The sequence below is a fragment of the Alcanivorax sp. IL2 genome, assembly GCF_047495475.1.
Taxonomy (GTDB): domain Bacteria; phylum Pseudomonadota; class Gammaproteobacteria; order Pseudomonadales; family Alcanivoracaceae; genus Alcanivorax.
Genome location: NZ_CP179932.1, coordinates 719,157 through 735,876, shown reverse-complemented (window position 1 = coordinate 735,876; position 16,720 = coordinate 719,157). Strand labels below are relative to the sequence as shown.

Annotated in this window: 16 protein-coding genes; 8 read left to right on the top strand and 8 right to left on the bottom strand. The window is 60.6% G+C overall.

Annotated elements, in window-relative coordinates; all coding sequences use genetic code 11:
• Positions 1–28 precede the first annotated feature (28 nt).
• The 7 genes from ACMG4N_RS03360 to ACMG4N_RS03330 form a co-directional block, all read right to left on the bottom strand.
• The gene (locus ACMG4N_RS03360; protein ID WP_414432902.1) at positions 29–457 is read right to left on the bottom strand and encodes an ion channel; all 429 of its coding nucleotides are present in this window, start codon (positions 455–457) and stop codon (positions 29–31) included.
• Positions 458–479: 22 nt separating this feature from the next.
• Positions 480–1,292 (bottom strand): shikimate dehydrogenase, encoded by an 813-nt coding sequence (gene aroE, locus ACMG4N_RS03355; RefSeq protein WP_297767967.1) that lies wholly within the window; start codon positions 1,290–1,292, stop codon positions 480–482.
• The gene (gene hemF / locus ACMG4N_RS03350; RefSeq protein WP_297767965.1) at positions 1,289–2,197 is read right to left on the bottom strand and encodes an oxygen-dependent coproporphyrinogen oxidase; all 909 of its coding nucleotides are present in this window, start codon (positions 2,195–2,197) and stop codon (positions 1,289–1,291) included. The genes aroE and hemF overlap by 4 nt, the downstream gene beginning before the upstream one ends.
• A 26-nt stretch (positions 2,198–2,223) precedes the next feature.
• Positions 2,224–2,814 carry an L-threonylcarbamoyladenylate synthase gene (locus ACMG4N_RS03345; protein WP_297767962.1) on the bottom strand — a complete coding sequence of 197 codons (591 nt, stop codon included), beginning with the start codon at positions 2,812–2,814 and terminating at the stop codon, positions 2,224–2,226.
• Between the two features lie 37 nt (positions 2,815–2,851).
• A complete protein-coding gene (locus ACMG4N_RS03340; RefSeq protein ID WP_297767959.1) occupies positions 2,852–3,070 on the bottom strand; it encodes a hypothetical protein in 219 nt (72 codons plus the stop codon).
• A gap of 123 nt (positions 3,071–3,193) precedes the next feature.
• Entirely contained in the window at positions 3,194–4,255 is a 1,062-nt protein-coding gene (dprA, locus tag ACMG4N_RS03335) for a DNA-processing protein DprA (RefSeq protein WP_414432901.1), read from the bottom strand.
• A gap of 78 nt (positions 4,256–4,333) precedes the next feature.
• Entirely contained in the window at positions 4,334–5,407 is a 1,074-nt protein-coding gene (locus ACMG4N_RS03330; protein ID WP_297767954.1) for a LysM peptidoglycan-binding domain-containing protein, read from the bottom strand.
• 145 nt (positions 5,408–5,552) lie between these two features.
• Here ACMG4N_RS03330 and def point away from each other — a divergent pair, with 145 nt between their 5' ends.
• The 5 genes from def (at position 5,553) to ACMG4N_RS03305 (ending at position 11,493) form a co-directional block, all read left to right on the top strand.
• Positions 5,553–6,059, top strand: a complete 507-nt coding sequence (gene def / locus ACMG4N_RS03325; protein WP_297767951.1) for a peptide deformylase — start codon at positions 5,553–5,555, stop codon at positions 6,057–6,059.
• Between the two features lie 207 nt (positions 6,060–6,266).
• On the top strand, positions 6,267–7,235 hold the full coding sequence (gene fmt / locus ACMG4N_RS03320; RefSeq protein ID WP_297767948.1) for a methionyl-tRNA formyltransferase: 969 nt from the start codon (positions 6,267–6,269) through the stop codon (positions 7,233–7,235).
• Positions 7,213–8,517, top strand: coding sequence for a 16S rRNA (cytosine(967)-C(5))-methyltransferase RsmB (gene rsmB, locus ACMG4N_RS03315; RefSeq protein WP_414432900.1), 1,305 nt, complete (start codon positions 7,213–7,215; stop codon positions 8,515–8,517). Before fmt ends, rsmB begins: the two co-directional genes overlap by 23 nt.
• A 126-nt stretch (positions 8,518–8,643) precedes the next feature.
• Positions 8,644–10,020 carry a Trk system potassium transporter TrkA gene (trkA, locus tag ACMG4N_RS03310; RefSeq protein ID WP_297767942.1) on the top strand — a complete coding sequence of 459 codons (1,377 nt, stop codon included), beginning with the start codon at positions 8,644–8,646 and terminating at the stop codon, positions 10,018–10,020.
• A 21-nt stretch (positions 10,021–10,041) separates the two neighbouring features.
• The gene (locus tag ACMG4N_RS03305; RefSeq protein ID WP_297767939.1) at positions 10,042–11,493 is read left to right on the top strand and encodes a TrkH family potassium uptake protein; all 1,452 of its coding nucleotides are present in this window, start codon (positions 10,042–10,044) and stop codon (positions 11,491–11,493) included.
• 329 nt (positions 11,494–11,822) lie between these two features.
• Here the strand turns inward: ACMG4N_RS03305 and ACMG4N_RS03300 are convergent, their stop codons facing one another.
• Positions 11,823–12,971 carry an alkane 1-monooxygenase gene (locus ACMG4N_RS03300; RefSeq protein ID WP_297767936.1) on the bottom strand — a complete coding sequence of 383 codons (1,149 nt, stop codon included), beginning with the start codon at positions 12,969–12,971 and terminating at the stop codon, positions 11,823–11,825.
• Positions 12,972–13,123: 152 nt separating this feature from the next.
• Here ACMG4N_RS03300 and ACMG4N_RS03295 point away from each other — a divergent pair, with 152 nt between their 5' ends.
• The 3 genes from ACMG4N_RS03295 (at position 13,124) to ACMG4N_RS03285 (ending at position 16,595) form a co-directional block, all read left to right on the top strand.
• Complete coding sequence (locus ACMG4N_RS03295; protein ID WP_297767933.1) at positions 13,124–13,792, top strand: GntR family transcriptional regulator; 669 nt, start codon at positions 13,124–13,126, stop codon at positions 13,790–13,792.
• Between the two features lie 243 nt (positions 13,793–14,035).
• Positions 14,036–16,000, top strand: a complete 1,965-nt coding sequence (locus ACMG4N_RS03290; protein WP_414432899.1) for a marine proteobacterial sortase target protein — start codon at positions 14,036–14,038, stop codon at positions 15,998–16,000.
• A complete protein-coding gene (locus ACMG4N_RS03285) occupies positions 15,987–16,595 on the top strand; it encodes a class GN sortase (protein WP_414432898.1) in 609 nt (202 codons plus the stop codon). The genes ACMG4N_RS03290 and ACMG4N_RS03285 overlap by 14 nt, the downstream gene beginning before the upstream one ends.
• The last annotated feature ends 125 nt before the right edge of the window (positions 16,596–16,720 follow it).

Below are 16,720 nucleotides of genomic sequence, written 5' to 3'. Positions count from 1 at the left end.
GGTAAAATGACGTTCCCCGCGATCAACATCAAAAACGCCACCGCCGCTGCATGACCAGAAAGGCGAACGATGCGGACCAGGTGATCAGTATCAGTCCGTTCAGCGCCTCTACGCCGGCAATCAGTCGCAACGTCCCAAGAGGATACAGGTCACCCAGCCCCAGTGAGGTGTAGCAGGCGGTGGAGAAATACAGGTGATCCAGGAAACTGCCATCTACCGCACCGGCCAGGTCCATGGCGGTATCGCCCCGATCCAGAATCAGATAGACCCAGGCATAAAGCGTTACCTCCACCATATGGGCGATAAACATGACCATTACCACCAGCAGGATCTCACCGCGGAAATTCGACCAGCGCTTGAGCAATGCGGACAAACCCGCCAGGGCCCAGTAGTGCAGTGTCACGGTGGTGAGCACCATGGCCAGACTGACCATGGAGGCAAACAGCACTTCACTCATCACCGCACTTTCCGCCATAACGCTAGCGCAGCCCTGCAATTACCGGCGCGCTGTCCGGGCGCCAGCCACGCCAGATTTCAAAGGCTTCTGCGGCCTGCTCCACCAGCATGCCCAAACCATCGGCGGTGGCTGCCGCGCCCTGTTGTTGCGCCCAGCGCATGAAAGGCGTGGGCTCGCTGCCGTACACCATGTCATAAGCCACGGCGCCTGCTGCCAGCAGTCCCTCCGGCAAAGGCGGCATCTCGCCATGAAGGCCGGCAGAGATCGCATTGATCACCAGATCGAACTGCCCGGTCAGGTTATCCAGTCCGCTACCCAGTACCGGCGGGTTCTTTCCATCCATAAAACCGCGAGCCAGAACCGCGGCTTTTTCCTCAGTGCGGTTGGCAATGCGCACCAGCGTCGGTGCTTGCGTCAGCAACGGCCCCATGACACCACGCACCGCACCGCCAGCACCGAGTACCAGCACCCGCTTGCCCTGAATGGACCAGCCAAGATTGTCGCGGATATCTTTCACCAGCCCGGCACCATCGGTGTTGTCGCCATGGAGCTGATCGCCATCCCACCACAGGGTGTTCACCGCACCCGCCTGGCCAGCGCGCTCGGTGACCGCATCACACAGATCGAAGGCCTGCTCTTTGAAGGGCACGGTCACATTGGCGCCCAGGCCTCCTTCTTCACGAAAGGCGTTTACCGTGCCGGCGAAATCATCCAGTGGCGCTTCGCGCTTTTCATAACGCAGATCATCGTCGCGCTGGGCAGCAAAGGCATGATGAATATCCGGGGAGCGGGAATGGGCCACCGGATTGCCGAACACACAATACAGGGCTGTCATAACCACTCCCGGTGAATCAGGAATTTCTGGTAGAGCTCGATCTCCGCGCTGTCCGGCTGCGGGTGCCAGTCATAATCCCAGCGCACCAGTGGCGGTAGGGACATGAGGATGGATTCGGTGCGCCCGCCGGATTGCAACCCGAAGATGGTGCCGCGATCGTAGACCAGGTTGAATTCCACATAACGCCCTCGCCGATAGAGCTGGAACTGGCGCTCCCGATCGCCATAATCATGGTCTTTACGCCGGGCCACAAGGGGCCGATAGGCCTGGATATAAGCATCACCGACACTGCGCATCAGCGCAAAACTGGTATCGAAATCGAAGCGATTCAGGTCATCGAAAAACAATCCGCCCACACCACGTGGCTCGTCGCGATGCTTTATATAAAAATAGTCATCGCACCAGCTTTTGAACTCCGGATAGATATCGTCACCGAAAGGGTCACAGGCCTCCTTGGCGGTCTGGTGCCAGTGCACCACATCCTCTTCGAAACCATAAAAAGGCGTTAGATCAAAACCGCCGCCGAACCACCACACCGGGTCTTCGCCCTCTTTTTCGGCGACAAAAAAGCGCACGTTGGCATGGCTGGTGGGCACGTAGGGGTTCTTCGGGTGAATCACCAGCGACACCCCCATGGCCTGAAAACTGCGACCCGCCAATTCCGGGCGGGCGGCGGTGGCGGACGGCGGCAACTGATTGCCGAACACATGGGAAAAATTCACCCCGCCCTTTTCAATCACGGCACCGTTTTCCAGCACCCGGCTGCGGCCGCCGCCGCCCTGCTCCCGGTCCCAACTGTCTTCACGGAAGGTGGCGCTGCCATCTTCCTCGGCCAATTCCGCGCAAATGCGATCCTGAAGGCCCAGCAGGTAGTCCTTCACCGCCTGCAGTGATACCTCTGACATGCCGTCTCCCGGTTCGAATACTTGGCTTAAGCGCGCAAGGTGCGGCCACTTTCCAGATCAATAATGGTAGAGGGTTTGGCGGCCCGGTCACAGGCGCCACTGACAATAAAGTCCAGCCGCTCGCCAAGCTGGCGGGCCACCTGGAACTGATTACGGGCCGCCGGGCGACCACTGATATTGGCACTGGTGGAGATGATCGGCTGACCCACCGCCCGGCACAGGTCCCGGGCCAGGGGGTGATCCGGCACCCGCACCGCCACTTTGCTGAAGGCGCCGCGTACCCAGGCGGGCACGCTATCGTCGGCGTCAATCAGATAGGTCAGCGGTGCCGGCCATTGTCCTGACACTTGCTTACGCTGACTGTCGGTAAGGCGGATATAGGGCTCCAGTTGTGCCAGGTCTGCGCCGATCAGAATCAGGCCCTTGCTCACCGGGCGCTCCTTGATGGCCAACAGCCGCAATACTGCCTCTTCATTGAAAGGGTCACAGCCCAGCCCATAGACCGACTCGGTGGGATAAGCCACCACACCACCGGCCTGAATGATCTGTGCGGCGCTATGCAGATGCTGGTACATGACGAACTCGCCCTGAAAGAAAGACGGGAAAATACCCTGCATGGGATGCCGGCTCAAGGGAGAGCTAATGATTGCCTGGCTAAAGTGGCACCGGTGACAGGCGTTTTGCCGTGAGCGCCTTTTTGCCTTTCTTCACCTCGGTGGTTTCACACTCCACCTCCTCACCCGGTGTGAACGCCCACTCCTCACCGTCTGGCATGGTGCCGATAATCCGGTAGCGCATACCACCCACATGGACCGCATCCACCACACGCCACTCTCCTTGTCCTCGCAGCAGGGGCACATAGATCTCGAACATGGCACACCTCGAATACAGACTCCCTGACACCTTCAACATTCCGCCCCTGGCCCGCAAAGGTCAAATCCGGGAAGCCTCCTTCAGGAACGATTCTTTCGGGCGGCTCCTGCAGGGTGATCGTCGCTAGGCCGCACCGCTGCGCTTCAGATAACCGCCGGCCACTCGCTCTACCCAGCCTTCCAGTTCCAGCTCTGAAAGCTGCCCGGCCAGGTCAGTGATTGGCATCCCGGTGCGCTCCTGCAGGGCATCCAGGGAATTGAGGCCACCGGTCAGGTACTGGAGCAGCGCAGGCAAGTCCGCCTCATCAACCCCGGCCGCTTCCACACTGCGCCGGAAGTCCCCAAAGGCGTGGAAAATATCCTCTCGGGATTCCAACCAGCTGGCACCATCACGCAATAGCTGGTGACAGCCCTTGCTCAAGGGATTGTGAATACTGCCGGGAATGGCGAATACCTCGCGACCCTGGGCAAGAGCCGTGCGAGCGGTAATCAGGGAACCGCTCTTGATGGCAGCTTCCACCACAATGGTGCCCAGACTCAGCCCGCTGATCACCCGATTGCGCTGGGGGAACTGGGCCGGCAGTGGCGGTGCACCGGGGGCAAACTCCGTGACCAGAGCACCACCGGCCGCCACGATCTGGCCAGCCAGTACCGCATTGCGGGGCGGGTAAATGCGATCCGGACCACTACCAAGCACCGCAACGGTACGTCCGCTGCTGATCGCCCCCCGATGCGCCGCCGCATCGACCCCCAGAGCCAGACCACTGACGATCACGAAACCACTGCCAGCAAGATCCCGGGCAAAACGGCGACTGTTGTCCAGCCCGTCCGCTGACGCATTGCGCGCACCGACGATGGCAAGACCGGGCGCATTCAGCGCCGCCACACTGCCGCGCACCGCCAGCACCCCGGGGGCATCCCCGAGCTGGGCCAACAGGGATGGGTAATCCGCATCTCCCAGCGCCAGCCAGTACCAACCTTGCTCACGCAGATGCTCGTAATGCGCGGTCAGGGAACCGGTATTATCCAGCAGCTTGCGCCGCGCTTTCAGGCCAGCCGGCAATAGGGGAAGGTAATCGGCCAGCGCAGTGCGGTCGATGGGTTGCTGTTTCAGAGCACGGCCCAGGGCCGCGGAAGACGGGGAAAACAACGCCTGCAATAGCAGGCGTTTGTATTGTCCGTCCATCGCCCACCTCCTTGTGTGCGTTTGACGGGTTGTCAGGAGCCGAAACTCCGGCGGTGAGCGCTACCGCGATTTAATAAATCAGTAGCTGCCCGCCGGGCTTTCGGCGACATCATTCATGTAGATAGGCCGCTGGGATTCCATGATCAAGCCATAGCTGACCTTGTCGAAGACACGGAAGATCACCATGGAACCGGTTCTTTCCCGGGGCAGCTGCACCCGGTCGCCACGCTGGCGATCACGGACCACCTCACCCTGGCCGAACACATCCAGCACATTGCCTTCTTCCAGACCATCACGCAGACCCTTGTTGATCACCACCACATCGTTACGGGCCACGCTGTTGATGCGATCAAAGAAGCGGATTATCTTGGCTTCGATCTTGGTATCCGGCGCCGACGGGTACAACACGGAGCGAACCCGGCGATCTTCGGTAGAGAACAGCCGATCATCGATACGCAGATCTTCGTTGGACTTGGTTACCCTGAGGGTCACCATATCCTCTTCCTGACCAGCCACCCGACCCAGACCGATCTGCCGGGCCTCATAGCCAAGCACTTCGTTGGTATCCGGGTCCACATACTGCTCACCGGTACGGTAGATACCATAGCTCTGATCCAGATTTTCCCACTGAGTCAGGGCATCACGCGCATAAACGGTGTCGCCTTCGCCGTAGATCACCCGGCGATCACGCCCCCCGACAATGTAGGGAGCCTCGGCAATCTCCTGGCGGCTGACCACCAAGCCTTCCTTCAGATAAGCAGCAATGGCGCCGGCAGGAATGGCAGGGATAGCCTCATCATTGGCAATCTCGCGCACTTTCGGAGTGAGCTTGACCGTGCCGTTGGGCAGGGTCTTCTCTTCCACACCACGCTTGACCGACAGCCGGGGCTCTCCATCCACATAGGTGAGACGAATTTCATCACCGGGATAGATAAGATGGGGATTACTGATTTCTTCATTGATCTGCCAGATCTCTGGCCATTGCCAGGGTTCTTGCAGAAAACGGGCGCTGATATCCCAAAGGGTATCGCCATTCTTGACGAAATATTTGCCGGGATGCCCCTCTTTGAGCATGACCTGGGCAGCCGCCAGGCCGGATAAAGACACTAACAGCCCGAAGGCCAGGGCGCGCTGGACCGATTTCATCATCATCGGATTCCTTTTATCATTATTGGACTCATCCCCGAGAGCGGCCGTGGACCGGTTTTCACGGACACGGTTTCTTTTGGATATTAGCAATGCGATCATATATTTAGCAACCGAAATTCGAGTGCTATCGCAACTTCCGAGAAGGTACATGGCCAAACTGGAAATACTGGAATTCCCTGACCCCCGGCTACGCACGGTAGCAAAGCCTGTGGAAAAGGTAGATGACGAGCTTCGCAAACTGATCGACGACATGTTCGAAACCATGTACGCCTGCCCGGGCATCGGCCTGGCCGCCACCCAGGTGGATGTGCATCAGCGGCTGATCGTGATGGACCTGTCCGAGGACCAGACCCAGCCCCGCGTGTTCATCAACCCGGAGATCACCCCGCTCACCGATGAGGTGGCCCCTTATGAAGAGGGCTGTCTGTCCGTGCCCGGCTTCTACGAGAAGGTACAACGCCCGGCCCGGGTACGTATCAAGGCGCTGGATCGTGACGGCAATACCTTCGAGGAAGAAGCCGACGAACTGCTGGCCACCTGTATCCAGCACGAGATCGACCACCTGGATGGCAAGCTGTTCGTGGACTATGTGTCCCGGCTGAAGCGCGATCGCATCAAGAAGAAACTGGAAAAGATCCACCGCCAGCAAGCTTAAAGACAGCTCCAAGCCACAAGGAACAAGCCGCAAGGAAAGGCAAAATCTTCGCGCCCCAGCACCTTCCACCGTTGTGGGAAACGATGCTCGCATCGCGAATCGTCCTTTTAAACGCGGGCAGGGCGCATATCAGCTAGCACCGTCCTGATCCGCGCCTTGCACCTTGTAGCTTGAAGCTTGCCGCTCACAACTCATCAGAGGTTCACCTTGAAACCCTTACGCCTTGCCTTCGCCGGCACCCCGGATTTCGCCGCCGCCAGCCTGCAGGCGGTTCTGGACAGTAACCACGAGGTGGTTGCGGTACTCACCCAGCCGGACCGGGCCGCCGGGCGCGGCAAGAAAGTGCAGCAAAGCCCGGTCAAGGTGCTGGCCGAAAGCCACGGCATTGCGGTACTGCAGCCGGAAAACCTCAAGGGCGACGAGATCCGCCAGCAGCTGCGTGACCTGAATCTGGATGCTCTGGTCGTGGTGGCCTACGGCCTGATCATCCCCCAGGCGGTGCTGGATATGCCGCGCCTGGGCTGCCTCAACGTGCACGGCTCCCTGCTGCCCCGCTGGCGCGGTGCGGCCCCCATCCAGCGCGCCATCACCATGGGCGACACCGAAACCGGCAACACCATCATGCAGATGGAAGCAGGCCTGGACACCGGCCCCATGCTGCTCAGCGAAAGCCTGCCGATTGGTGATAACGAAACCGGGGGCGAACTGCATGACCGGCTCGCCGCCCAGGGCGCCCGCCTGCTGGTCACCGTACTGAACGATCTTGAGCACTACCTGGCCAACGCCACCGCGCAGCCGGACGACGGCGTCACCTACGCCCACAAACTGAGCAAGGCCGAAGCGCGGCTGGATTTCCGCCTGCCCACCCGTGCCCTCTACAACCGCATTCGCGCCTTCAATCCCTTTCCGGTGAGCTGGGTCCCACTGAACGGCCAGCCCATGCGTATCTGGAAAGCCAGCGAAAGCCCCCAGCCCGGTCGGGATAGCGATGAACCCGGCCATATCCTCAACGTGGACGACAGCGGCATCCACGTGGCCACCGGCGATGGCATGCTGATTCTTGAAGAACTGCAATTGCCCGGCAAGCGACGCATGGCCGTGGCCGACCTGCTTCGCGGCAACCCGGATCTGTTCAAGGCAGGCGAACCGCTGGGTGACTCCATTGACAACGTCTGACCCGCGCCTGACCGCGGTACGTGTCCTCAACAGGGTGCTGCCCGGTAAAGGCGACGGGGAAAGCCTGCGCGAAGTGCTGCGCGACTTCCCCCTGCAGGGCGCCGACGGCGGCCTGATGCGCGACATCTGTTTCGGCGTCTGCCGCCACCTGCGCCCACTCAACCACTGGCTCAACCAGCAACTGGGCAAACCCCTCAAGGCCAGTGCCCAGCCGGTGCGACTGGCGTTACTCGCCGGGCTTTACGAACTGTGGTTCAGCGAGCGGCCCGCCCACGCCATCGTCAACGCCTACCCCCAGCTGTGTCGCAAACTGAAAGCCCCCTGGGCCGCCGGGCTCAGCAATGCCATTCTGCGCAAGGCCAGCAAGCTGACGATTGACGATGCCGTCGCCGACGCCAGCCCCAACATCCGCCTCAGCCTGCCGGACTGGCTATTCAAGCGCTGGCAACAGGACTGGCCCGCCGACGCGGAAGCCATGGCCCGGGCCAACCTGCAAACGCCACCCTTCACCCTTCGCGTCAACCGCCGCCAGCAGCAGCGCGCCGGCGCCATCGCCGCCCTCGGCGACGGCGCCCGCCCCGGCGAGCTGTCCCCCTGGAGCATCTACCTGAGTCCGGCGCGGCCGGTCTTCCAGCTGCCCGGTTTTGAACAGGGCGCCCTGTCGGTACAGGACGAAGCCGCCCAGTTACCCGGCGAAGTCCTGCAATGCCCACCCACCGGCCGCATCCTGGATGCCTGTGCCGCCCCCGGCGGCAAGACCGGTCAGCTCTGCGAGAAATTCCCCGACGCGGAGCTGGTCGCCCTGGAACTGGAAGGCAAACGGCTGGCACGCATCAAAGAAAACCTGGCCCGCCTCAATGCCGACGTTACCTTGCTGCAAGGCGATGCCAGCAACCCGTCGAGTTGGTGGGATGGCACACCCTTCGACGCCATCCTGCTTGATGCCCCCTGCTCCGCCACCGGCATCCTGCGCCGCCAGCCGGATGTGAAATGGCACCGCAAAGCGTCCGACATCCGCGCACTGGTTGATTTACAAGCGCGCATGCTGGATGCACTATGGCCGCTGCTCAAACCCGGCGGCATGCTGGTATATGCCACCTGCTCGGTACTGCGGGACGAAAACGATCATCAGGTCAGCGCCTTCCTGCAACGCCAGCCACAGGCCCGGGATGTGACGCCACGGCCGGAAGAGGCCACAATGGTCAGCGCGGGGTGGCAGCTGTTCCCGCAACACCATGGGCCAGACGGTTTTTATCTGGCGTGCCTGCGAAAGGACACTTGAGCGGGCAGCGTTTTTCTCCCTTGTGAGAAAAGTCGTGTAAGAGCGCCGCTCGAGGCGCTACCCCTCCCCTGGTATGTACAGGGAAGGAAATCGCGCTGTTCGGGGACTGGAGAGACAGCAAAGCGCATGAAGATCATTATTCTCGGTGCCGGCCAGGTGGGCGGCACCCTGGCCGAGAACCTGGCCAACGAGCGCAACGACATTACCGTCATCGATACCGATGCGGAACGTCTGCGCGAACTGGGCGACCGCCTGGATATCGGCACCGTGCGCGGCATGGGCTGTTACCCGGCGGTGCTCAAGGATGCCGGCGCCGAAGACGCGGACATGCTGATCGCGGTCACCAACTCTGACGAGGTCAACATGATCGCCTGTCAGGTGGCCTACTCCCTGTTCCGCACCCCCTCGAAAATCGCCCGCATCCGCACCGCTCACTACACCAGCCGCGCCGACAAGCTGTTCAACGAAAACGCCCTGCCCATTGATGTGATCATCAGCCCCGAGCAGGTGGTCACCGACTATATCAAACGGCTTATCGAGCACCCCGGCGCCCTGCAGGTGGTGAACTTTGCCGGTGGCCGGGTACAGCTGGTGGCGGTGCGCGCCTATTACGGTGGGCCACTGGTAGGCAACGAGCTGCGCGAACTGCGCAAGCACATGCCCAATGTGGACACCCGAGTGGCGGCCATTTTCCGCCGCGGCCGCCCCATCATTCCCGAAGGCAACACGGTGATCGAAGCAGATGATGAGGTCTTCTTCATCGCCGCCAAGAACGATATCCGTGCGGTGATGAGCGAACTGCGTCGCCTGGAACATAACTACAAACGCATTCTTATCGCCGGCGGCGGCAACATCGGTTACCGGCTCGCCAAGAGCATCCAGCACCGCTATAACGTGAAAGTTCTTGAGCGCAGCCCCGGCCGCGCGGAATGGCTCGGCGAAAAACTGCACCAGACCGTGGTGTTGCAAGGGCTCGCCACGGACCGGGACGAACTGCTCAAGGCCAACATCGAAAACACCGACGTGTTCTGCGCCCTCACCAACGATGACGAGGCCAACATCATGGCCTCATTACTGGCCAAAAGACTGGGCGCGCGCAAGGTGATGACGCTGATCTCCAACCCGGCCTATGTGGATCTGGTCCAGGGCCACGATATCGATATCGCCATCTCGCCCCAGCAGTCCACCATCGGCAGCCTGCTCAGCCATGTGCGGCGGGGCGATGTGGTCAACGTCTATTCCCTGCGCCGGGGTGCCGCGGAAGCCATCGAGGCGATCGCTCACGGCGACAGCAAATCGTCCAAAGTAGTGGGCCGAGCTGTTGAAGACATCGACCTGCCGGAAGGCACCACCATCGGTGCCATCGTGCGCGGTGAAAAGGTGCTGATTGCCCACGATGATGTGGTCATCGAACCCGATGATCATGTGATCCTGTTCCTGATCGACAAACGCCGCACCCGGGACGTGGAAAAACTGTTCCAGGTCGGGTTTACCTTCTTCTGACGGCCGAGGCCACGCCAGCGCATGCACTTTGCACTGATCTCGAAAATTCTCGGCCTGCTACTGGTGGTGTTCAGCTTCACCATGATGCCGCCCGTCGCTGTCTCCTACTGGTATCAGGAAGGTAGCGAAGGCCCCTTCCTAGTGTCATTCGTCATCACCCTGCTTTTGGGGCTGGCCCTGTGGCTGCCCTTCTTCAAGCACAAGGAAGAGCTGCAAACCCGCGACGGCTTTCTGGTAGTGACCCTGTTCTGGTCGGTACTGGGGCTGATCGGGGCCTTGCCGCTGTATATCAGCGATGACGTGCCGGTGGGCTTTACCGATGCAGTGTTTGAATCCATGTCCGGGTTGACCACCACCGGCGCCACCATTCTTTCCGGCATCGATTTCCTGCCCAAATCCATTCTCTTCTATCGCCAGCAACTGCAGTGGCTGGGCGGTATGGGCGTAGTGGTACTGGCGGTAGCGATTCTGCCCATGCTCGGCGTTGGCGGCATGCAGCTGTACAAGGCAGAAATTCCCGGCCCCATGAAGGATGCCAAGCTCACCCCGCGTATTGCCGAAACCGCGAAGGCTCTGTGGCTGCTCTATCTGTTTATCACCATGGCCTGCGCCGTGCTCTACTGGGCGGCAGGCATGACCATATTTGATGCCATCTGCCACAGTTTCAGCACCGTGGCCACCGGCGGCTTCTCCACCCACGACGCCTCCATGGCCTACTGGGACAACCCCTGGATCGACTGGACTGCCACCCTGTTTATTCTTATTGGCGGCCTTAATTTCGCATTGCACTTTGCTGTCTGGCGCGGTCGCTCACTAATGGCCTATGTACTAGACCCGGAATTCCGCTTTTTCATGACCCTGTTCCTGCTTTATACCGGGCTGATTACCGTGGGCCTGCTGGCTTTCGAAGTCGATGTGACTGCCGATGATGCGCTGCGCCACTCCGCTTTCCAGGTGGCGTCGTTCAGCACGGGCACCGGGCTCACCAGCACCAACGCCGCCGCCTGGCCGGGCTTTATTCCTTACCTGCTGATCTTCACCAGCTTCATCGGCGGCTGCGCCGGTTCCACCGGTGGCGGCATGAAAGCGGTGCGCGCCGCCCTGGTGTTCCACCACAGCGTGCGCGAACTGCGACGGCTGATTTACCCCAACGGCATGTTTGCCCTGCGCTTTGGCCGCCACTCGGTGCCGGATCGGGTTTTACAGGCGGTCTGGGGCTTTGTCGGGGTTTATATCACCCTGTCGGTCATCTTCACCCTGCTGTTCACCATGACCGGCATGGACCTGACCACCGCCGTCAGCGCCGTGGCTGCCAGCCTCAATAACCTGGGCGTCGGTATCGGCCAGGTTGGCGGCGGCTTTGCCAACATTACCGATAGTGCCAAGTGGATGATGACGGTACTGATGGTTGCCGGGCGACTTGAGGTATTCACCCTGCTCGTGCTGTTTACGCCCATGTTCTGGCGACAATGAAAGCAGTTAATAGTTAACAGTGAATAGTTAATAGTTGCGCGGGGCTGTGCCCTGCCAACGGAGAGGGCTTGCCCGCGCCAACAGAACGGCACGAACCCACGGCCCCCGGTGTAGGAACGGGGCGTAGCGGAGTAACCCACGAAGTGCAGCCCGAAGGGTGAGCGTGGCGAATACGCCACTTGAGACGCGAAAGGATTCACAGAAACGCCGCTATTCGCGATGCAAGCATCGCTTCCCACAGTAAGCTTCGCAGAAACGAAAAAGCCCCGGCAATGCCGGGGCTTTCTTGTTCTAGCTGTTAACTATTAATTATTAACTGTTAACTGCTCTTACGCGATATTGTTAACCCGCTTGGATTCGCGGAACAGCTGGTCCAGCTCACCTTCGTAGTAGGCTTCCACCCGCGGGTTCATCACTTTCTTCCACAGCGGCGGGATCATTGCCAGCACAAACATGGTGGCGTAACCGGCCGGCAGCTGCGGGCTTTCGTCATAGTGACGCAACACCTGATAACGACGCTTGGCGTAAGCATGGTGATCACTGTGACGCTGCAGCTGGAACAGGGCCAGGTTGGTCAGCAGGTAGTTGGAGTTCCAGCTGTGGGCCGGCGTTACCCGCTCGAAGCGACCTTTATCGTTTACACGACGGTGCAGACCGTAGTGTTCGATATAGTTGATGATCTCCAGTGCCAGTGCGGCGAAGAAGCTCTGGCCCAGGAAGAACACCACACCCTGCCAGCCCCACAGCAGCCCGAAGGTCACCGCGAACAAGGCAGAAATGCTGTACCACCAGATCAGTTCGTTATGAACGCTGATGTTCTTCTTGCCCTTACGCTCCAGGTATTTCTTTTCCAGGCTCCAGGCATTCTTGAAATTGCGCACAAACGCCTTGGGCAGGAAGTCATACAGGCTCTGATTGTAGCGGCTGGAAGACGCATCGTCTGGCGTAGATACATGGACATGGTGACCACGCACGTGCTCCACCTTGAAGCCGGCGTAGGTCACAGTGGACAGCAACAGCCCACCCATCCAGTTTTCCACCTTCGGATCCTTGTGGATCAGCTCGTGACCCAGGTTGATGGCAATGATGCCACCCACGGTACCGATGGACACGATCCAGCCGATCTTGCCGAGCAGGCCGTAATCATTGGTCATGAAAACGTGGCCGGCGTAGAACAGCACCGCGATCCACACAAAGCCCATGGCGATGGCGGACACCCGATAGAAGATTTCCTCGCTCATGGTCGGCACCTGAACTTCCTCGTTCGGGTTGCTCGGGTCCTTACCCACCAGGAAATCCAGGATCGGAATAATCCCGAAGATGAAGACATACATGAACCACGCCCAGTAGTCCTGTGTGCCGCTCTCTACACCCACAAAGGCAGAAAACGGCACCAGCGGCACCATCAAGGCCCAGAAAGTCAGGTAACCGTATTTTTTCATTTTTAGCATTACGTCAGCATTCATGCTCTCGAACATGGCTCATACCTCGCTAGTTCAAGCCAAAAGTAACAGTCTTCAATGTGACGGTTAGGCTATCCCTGATTTCTTGAATTGTCAAACAACTCATTTAGTGACATAGTAACAACCTCGGAGGATAATTCCCGCCGAAGCTGAAAAGGACCGTTGTCATGTCGTTGAAAGCCGTCAGCCTGAGCGAACAAATCGCCCAGCACCTGGCCGAGCAGATCATCACTGGCACCCTGGCACCCGGGGCCCGCCTGCCGGAAAATGATCTGGCCAAGCAACTTGATGTGAGCACTAACTCACTTCGGGAGGCCTTTCGCGTGCTGGAAAAGCAGCACCTGATCGAGCTGCAGCCGCGCAAGGGCGCACGGGTGTGCGACGTCACTGATGAGCAGGTTCACGACCTTTACGACTTCCTGTTCATGTTGCTGTCGCGACTGGCAGGCCAGGCTGCCAGCAACTGGATGCCCGGCCAGATCGAGGACATGGTGGAAATGCTGCCGCAACTGGAGCAGCACTATCAGGGCAACGACCTGCCCGCCGCCCACCAGCTGGCCTTCCGCTTTGTGGAAATCGCCACCGAACGATTCGCCAACAACCGCTACCTGGCCGATGACATTGTCGACCTGATCCCCCTGCTCAAGCGCTATACGTTTATCGCCCTGCAGGAAGACACCTCCGAGTTCGACGTTTCCCTGCAGCTGTTCAAGCGCCTGCTGATCAACGTGGTCGGCCGCAACACCGCTGATGCCGAAGCAGACATTCGCGAATACGGCGAAAACCAGTGCCAGATCGTCCTGCGCGCCATCGCTAAACGCCGCAACGCAGCTTAATAGGCAGTGAATAGTTAACAGTGAACAGTTAATAGTTCGCGAACTGATTTCTCAGCCAACTGCCAGCATTGAAAGCCGCGCCCAAGCCCCTGAGCGCGGCTTTCCACGTTTAAAACCAGACACAACACCGGTCGCGCGCTGTTAACTGTCCACTATTAACTGTTCACTGGTTCCTCCCCACACAATCCCCACAAAGCCCCCTTCTCCCCTTGCCATGCTGGCCCTCATCACAAGGAGGCCACCATGAAACTGACGCTTTTCTTCTCGCTACTGCTACTGACACTCACCGCCCAGGCGGACTGGCAGGACGAAGCCGCCACCGGCGCCTTGCTGCTGGCGGATGACCGGGGAAATATTTCCGCCGCCACCCTGCTCGACACTGACGCTCACATCACCGTCAGTGGACCGCTGGCGCGGGTCACTCTGACGCAACGCTTTCGCAATGCCAGCCAGCAGTTTCGTGAGGGCCGCTACCTGTTTCCTCTACCGGAAAACGCCGCCGTGAACGGCATGGTGCTGACCATTGGAGAAAGGCGCATTGTCGGCCGCATCGACAAGAAAGCCGAAGCCGAACAGGCGTATCGGCAGGCCCGCGCCAGCGGCAAGAAAGCCAGCCTGGTCAGCCAGCAGCGCCCCAACCTGTTCACCACCGCCGTGGCCAATATCGCCCCCGGCGAAACCATTCAGGTGGAGCTGCATTACCAGCAGACCCTGGACGTGGACGGACGCCGCTTCCAGCTGCGCCTGCCGCTTACCCTGACGCCTCGCTTCACCCCCGCTACGGAAACGCCCCATCCGCTGGATTCCCTGCTGCGCAATACGGTGGCGAACCCCGGCGGCACCGCCGAGGCCGGCACCGCGTCCATCCATATTGATCTGGACGCCGGCAACCGCCTGGCAACCCTGGGCAGCCCCAGCCATGCCATCCACTCGCAACGCCACGGTCGACGCTACACCATCACCCCGAAAGCCGGCTCCGTGCCCATGGACCGGGATCTGCTGCTCAACTGGGAACTGGAAGACACCGGCGAACCGCTGGCCGCCAGCTTTTATGAGGAAATCGACGGCGAGCACTATGCCCTGCTGATGGTGGTCCCGCCGGAAACCGGCCAGGCCACCACCCTGCCCCGGGAAACCCTGTTCATCATCGACAGCTCCGGGTCCATGGGCGGCGCCCCCATGCGCCAGGCCAAGGCCAGCCTGCACCTGGCCCTGCAACGTCTGAAGCCCGGCGACCGCTTCAACATCACCGACTTCGACAACCAGCACACCCTGCTGTTTGAAACGCCAACCACAGTCAACGACAGCAGCCGCCACCAAGCGCAAAATTTCGTGGACAGCCTGCAGGCCAGCGGCGGCACCCACATGCTACCCGCCCTCAGCGCCACCCTGAGCCAGCCCGCCAGTGATGGTTATCTGCGCCAGGTGATCTTTATCACTGACGGTGCCGTGGGTAACGAGAACGGCATCTTCCACGCCCTGCACCAGCAACTCGGCGAAGCGCGCCTGTTCACCGTGGGCATCGGCTCCGCCCCCAACAGCCATTTCATGACCCGCGCCGCCCAGTTCGGGCGCGGCAGCTTTACCTACATCAACGACCAGAACCAGGTACAGCAAGGCATGGACACCCTGTTCCGCCGCCTGGAATCACCGCTGATGCGCAACCTGCAGGTGCAACTGCCGAAAGGCATCGTCGCCGAACGCTGGCCGCAAAAGCTGCCGGACCTGTACGCCGGTGAGCCCTTGCTGGTGGCCATGAAACTGTCGGCCCCCACGGACCAGATCACCGTCAGCGGCTACAGTGACCGCCACTGGCAACAGCCGGTCACCCTTCCCACCAACAGCAACCACCCGGGCACCGCCAGCCTGTGGGCCCGCCGCAAGATCGCCGACCTGATGGACCGCATCACCCTGGGCGCCCCGGAAACGGATATCGCCCCTCTGATCACCCAGGTGGCCCTGCGCCACCAACTGGTCAGCCGCTACACCAGCTTTATCGCCGTGGAAGAAACCATCTCGCGCCCGGCCCATGAACCCCTGCTGCACGACACCATCCGCAACCAGGCACCCCATGGCACTCAACAAAGCAGCGCCTGGCCCGGCACCGCCACCCCGGCGCCCCTGTTATGGCGGCTGGCCGGCGTGCTGTTGATCGTCACCCTGCTGCTCTGGCTGCGCCAGCGGAGACAGACCCATGGCACGGCTTGAACGAGGGTTGCTGGCATTGAGTCTGGCCGCCCTGCTGGGACTCGCAGGCTGGGCCAGCTGGCTGGACGGCAAGGCCTGGCTGGCCCAGCACCTGATCGCCCACGCCTGGCAAACCACCCTGGACCAGGGCGCCCCCCAGCGCCCCTGGCCCTGGGCGGACACCTGGCCGGTGGCGCGGCTCACCACCCCCGCCGGAAAAAACCTCTATGTACTGGAAAGCACCAGCGGCGAAGCCCTGGCCTTCGGCCCCGGCCGACTGGCCGGCGGCATCGGCAGCGACCAGGCCCTCACCCTGGCCGGTCACCGCGACACCCACTTTGCCTTTCTGGAAACCCTGAACACCGGTGACCCACTCACCGTGCAATTTGCCGACGGCTCACGGCAGCACTTTCAGGTCTCCGCCCAACAGATCATCGACAGCCAGCAACACCCCCTGCACATCCCCCGGGATAACCAACAGCTACTGCTGATCACCTGCTACCCCTTCGACGCCATCACCCCCGGCGGACCCTTACGCTACGTCGTAGCCGCTCACACTTACCCTGATGAAACGCAGCGAGACGGAGCAACGAACCAAGGTCACTCCAAAGGGTGAAGGCAGCAAATAACGTGAATGGCGGCGCGATCCCAGTCTCATACAGACCTTTTGCCTGGGCGGCACTTTCAGAAGACTCAACCGGATCCCGTTGGAGCGTTGCTTGAAGAGTGCCAACGGGCAAT

Excerpts from the sequence above, each read along its gene's own strand:
- ACMG4N_RS03300 (WP_297767936.1), bottom strand. The coding sequence starts at position 12,971 with ATGTTCGAGAGCATGAATGCTGACGTAATGCTAAAAATGAAAAAATAC.
- ACMG4N_RS03295 (WP_297767933.1), top strand. The coding sequence starts at position 13,124 with ATGTCGTTGAAAGCCGTCAGCCTGAGCGAACAAATCGCCCAGCACCTG.
- ACMG4N_RS03340 (WP_297767959.1), bottom strand. The coding sequence starts at position 3,070 with ATGTTCGAGATCTATGTGCCCCTGCTGCGAGGACAAGGAGAGTGGCGT.
- ACMG4N_RS03290 (WP_414432899.1), top strand. The coding sequence starts at position 14,036 with ATGAAACTGACGCTTTTCTTCTCGCTACTGCTACTGACACTCACCGCC.
- ACMG4N_RS03345 (WP_297767962.1), bottom strand. The coding sequence starts at position 2,814 with ATGCAGGGTATTTTCCCGTCTTTCTTTCAGGGCGAGTTCGTCATGTAC.
- def (WP_297767951.1), top strand. The coding sequence starts at position 5,553 with ATGGCCAAACTGGAAATACTGGAATTCCCTGACCCCCGGCTACGCACG.
- aroE (WP_297767967.1), bottom strand. The coding sequence starts at position 1,292 with ATGACAGCCCTGTATTGTGTGTTCGGCAATCCGGTGGCCCATTCCCGC.
- trkA (WP_297767942.1), top strand. The coding sequence starts at position 8,644 with ATGAAGATCATTATTCTCGGTGCCGGCCAGGTGGGCGGCACCCTGGCC.
- ACMG4N_RS03360 (WP_414432902.1), bottom strand. The coding sequence starts at position 457 with ATGAGTGAAGTGCTGTTTGCCTCCATGGTCAGTCTGGCCATGGTGCTC.
- ACMG4N_RS03285 (WP_414432898.1), top strand. The coding sequence starts at position 15,987 with ATGGCACGGCTTGAACGAGGGTTGCTGGCATTGAGTCTGGCCGCCCTG.
- hemF (WP_297767965.1), bottom strand. The coding sequence starts at position 2,197 with ATGTCAGAGGTATCACTGCAGGCGGTGAAGGACTACCTGCTGGGCCTT.
- dprA (WP_414432901.1), bottom strand. The coding sequence starts at position 4,255 with ATGGACGGACAATACAAACGCCTGCTATTGCAGGCGTTGTTTTCCCCG.
- ACMG4N_RS03305 (WP_297767939.1), top strand. The coding sequence starts at position 10,042 with ATGCACTTTGCACTGATCTCGAAAATTCTCGGCCTGCTACTGGTGGTG.
- ACMG4N_RS03330 (WP_297767954.1), bottom strand. The coding sequence starts at position 5,407 with ATGATGATGAAATCGGTCCAGCGCGCCCTGGCCTTCGGGCTGTTAGTG.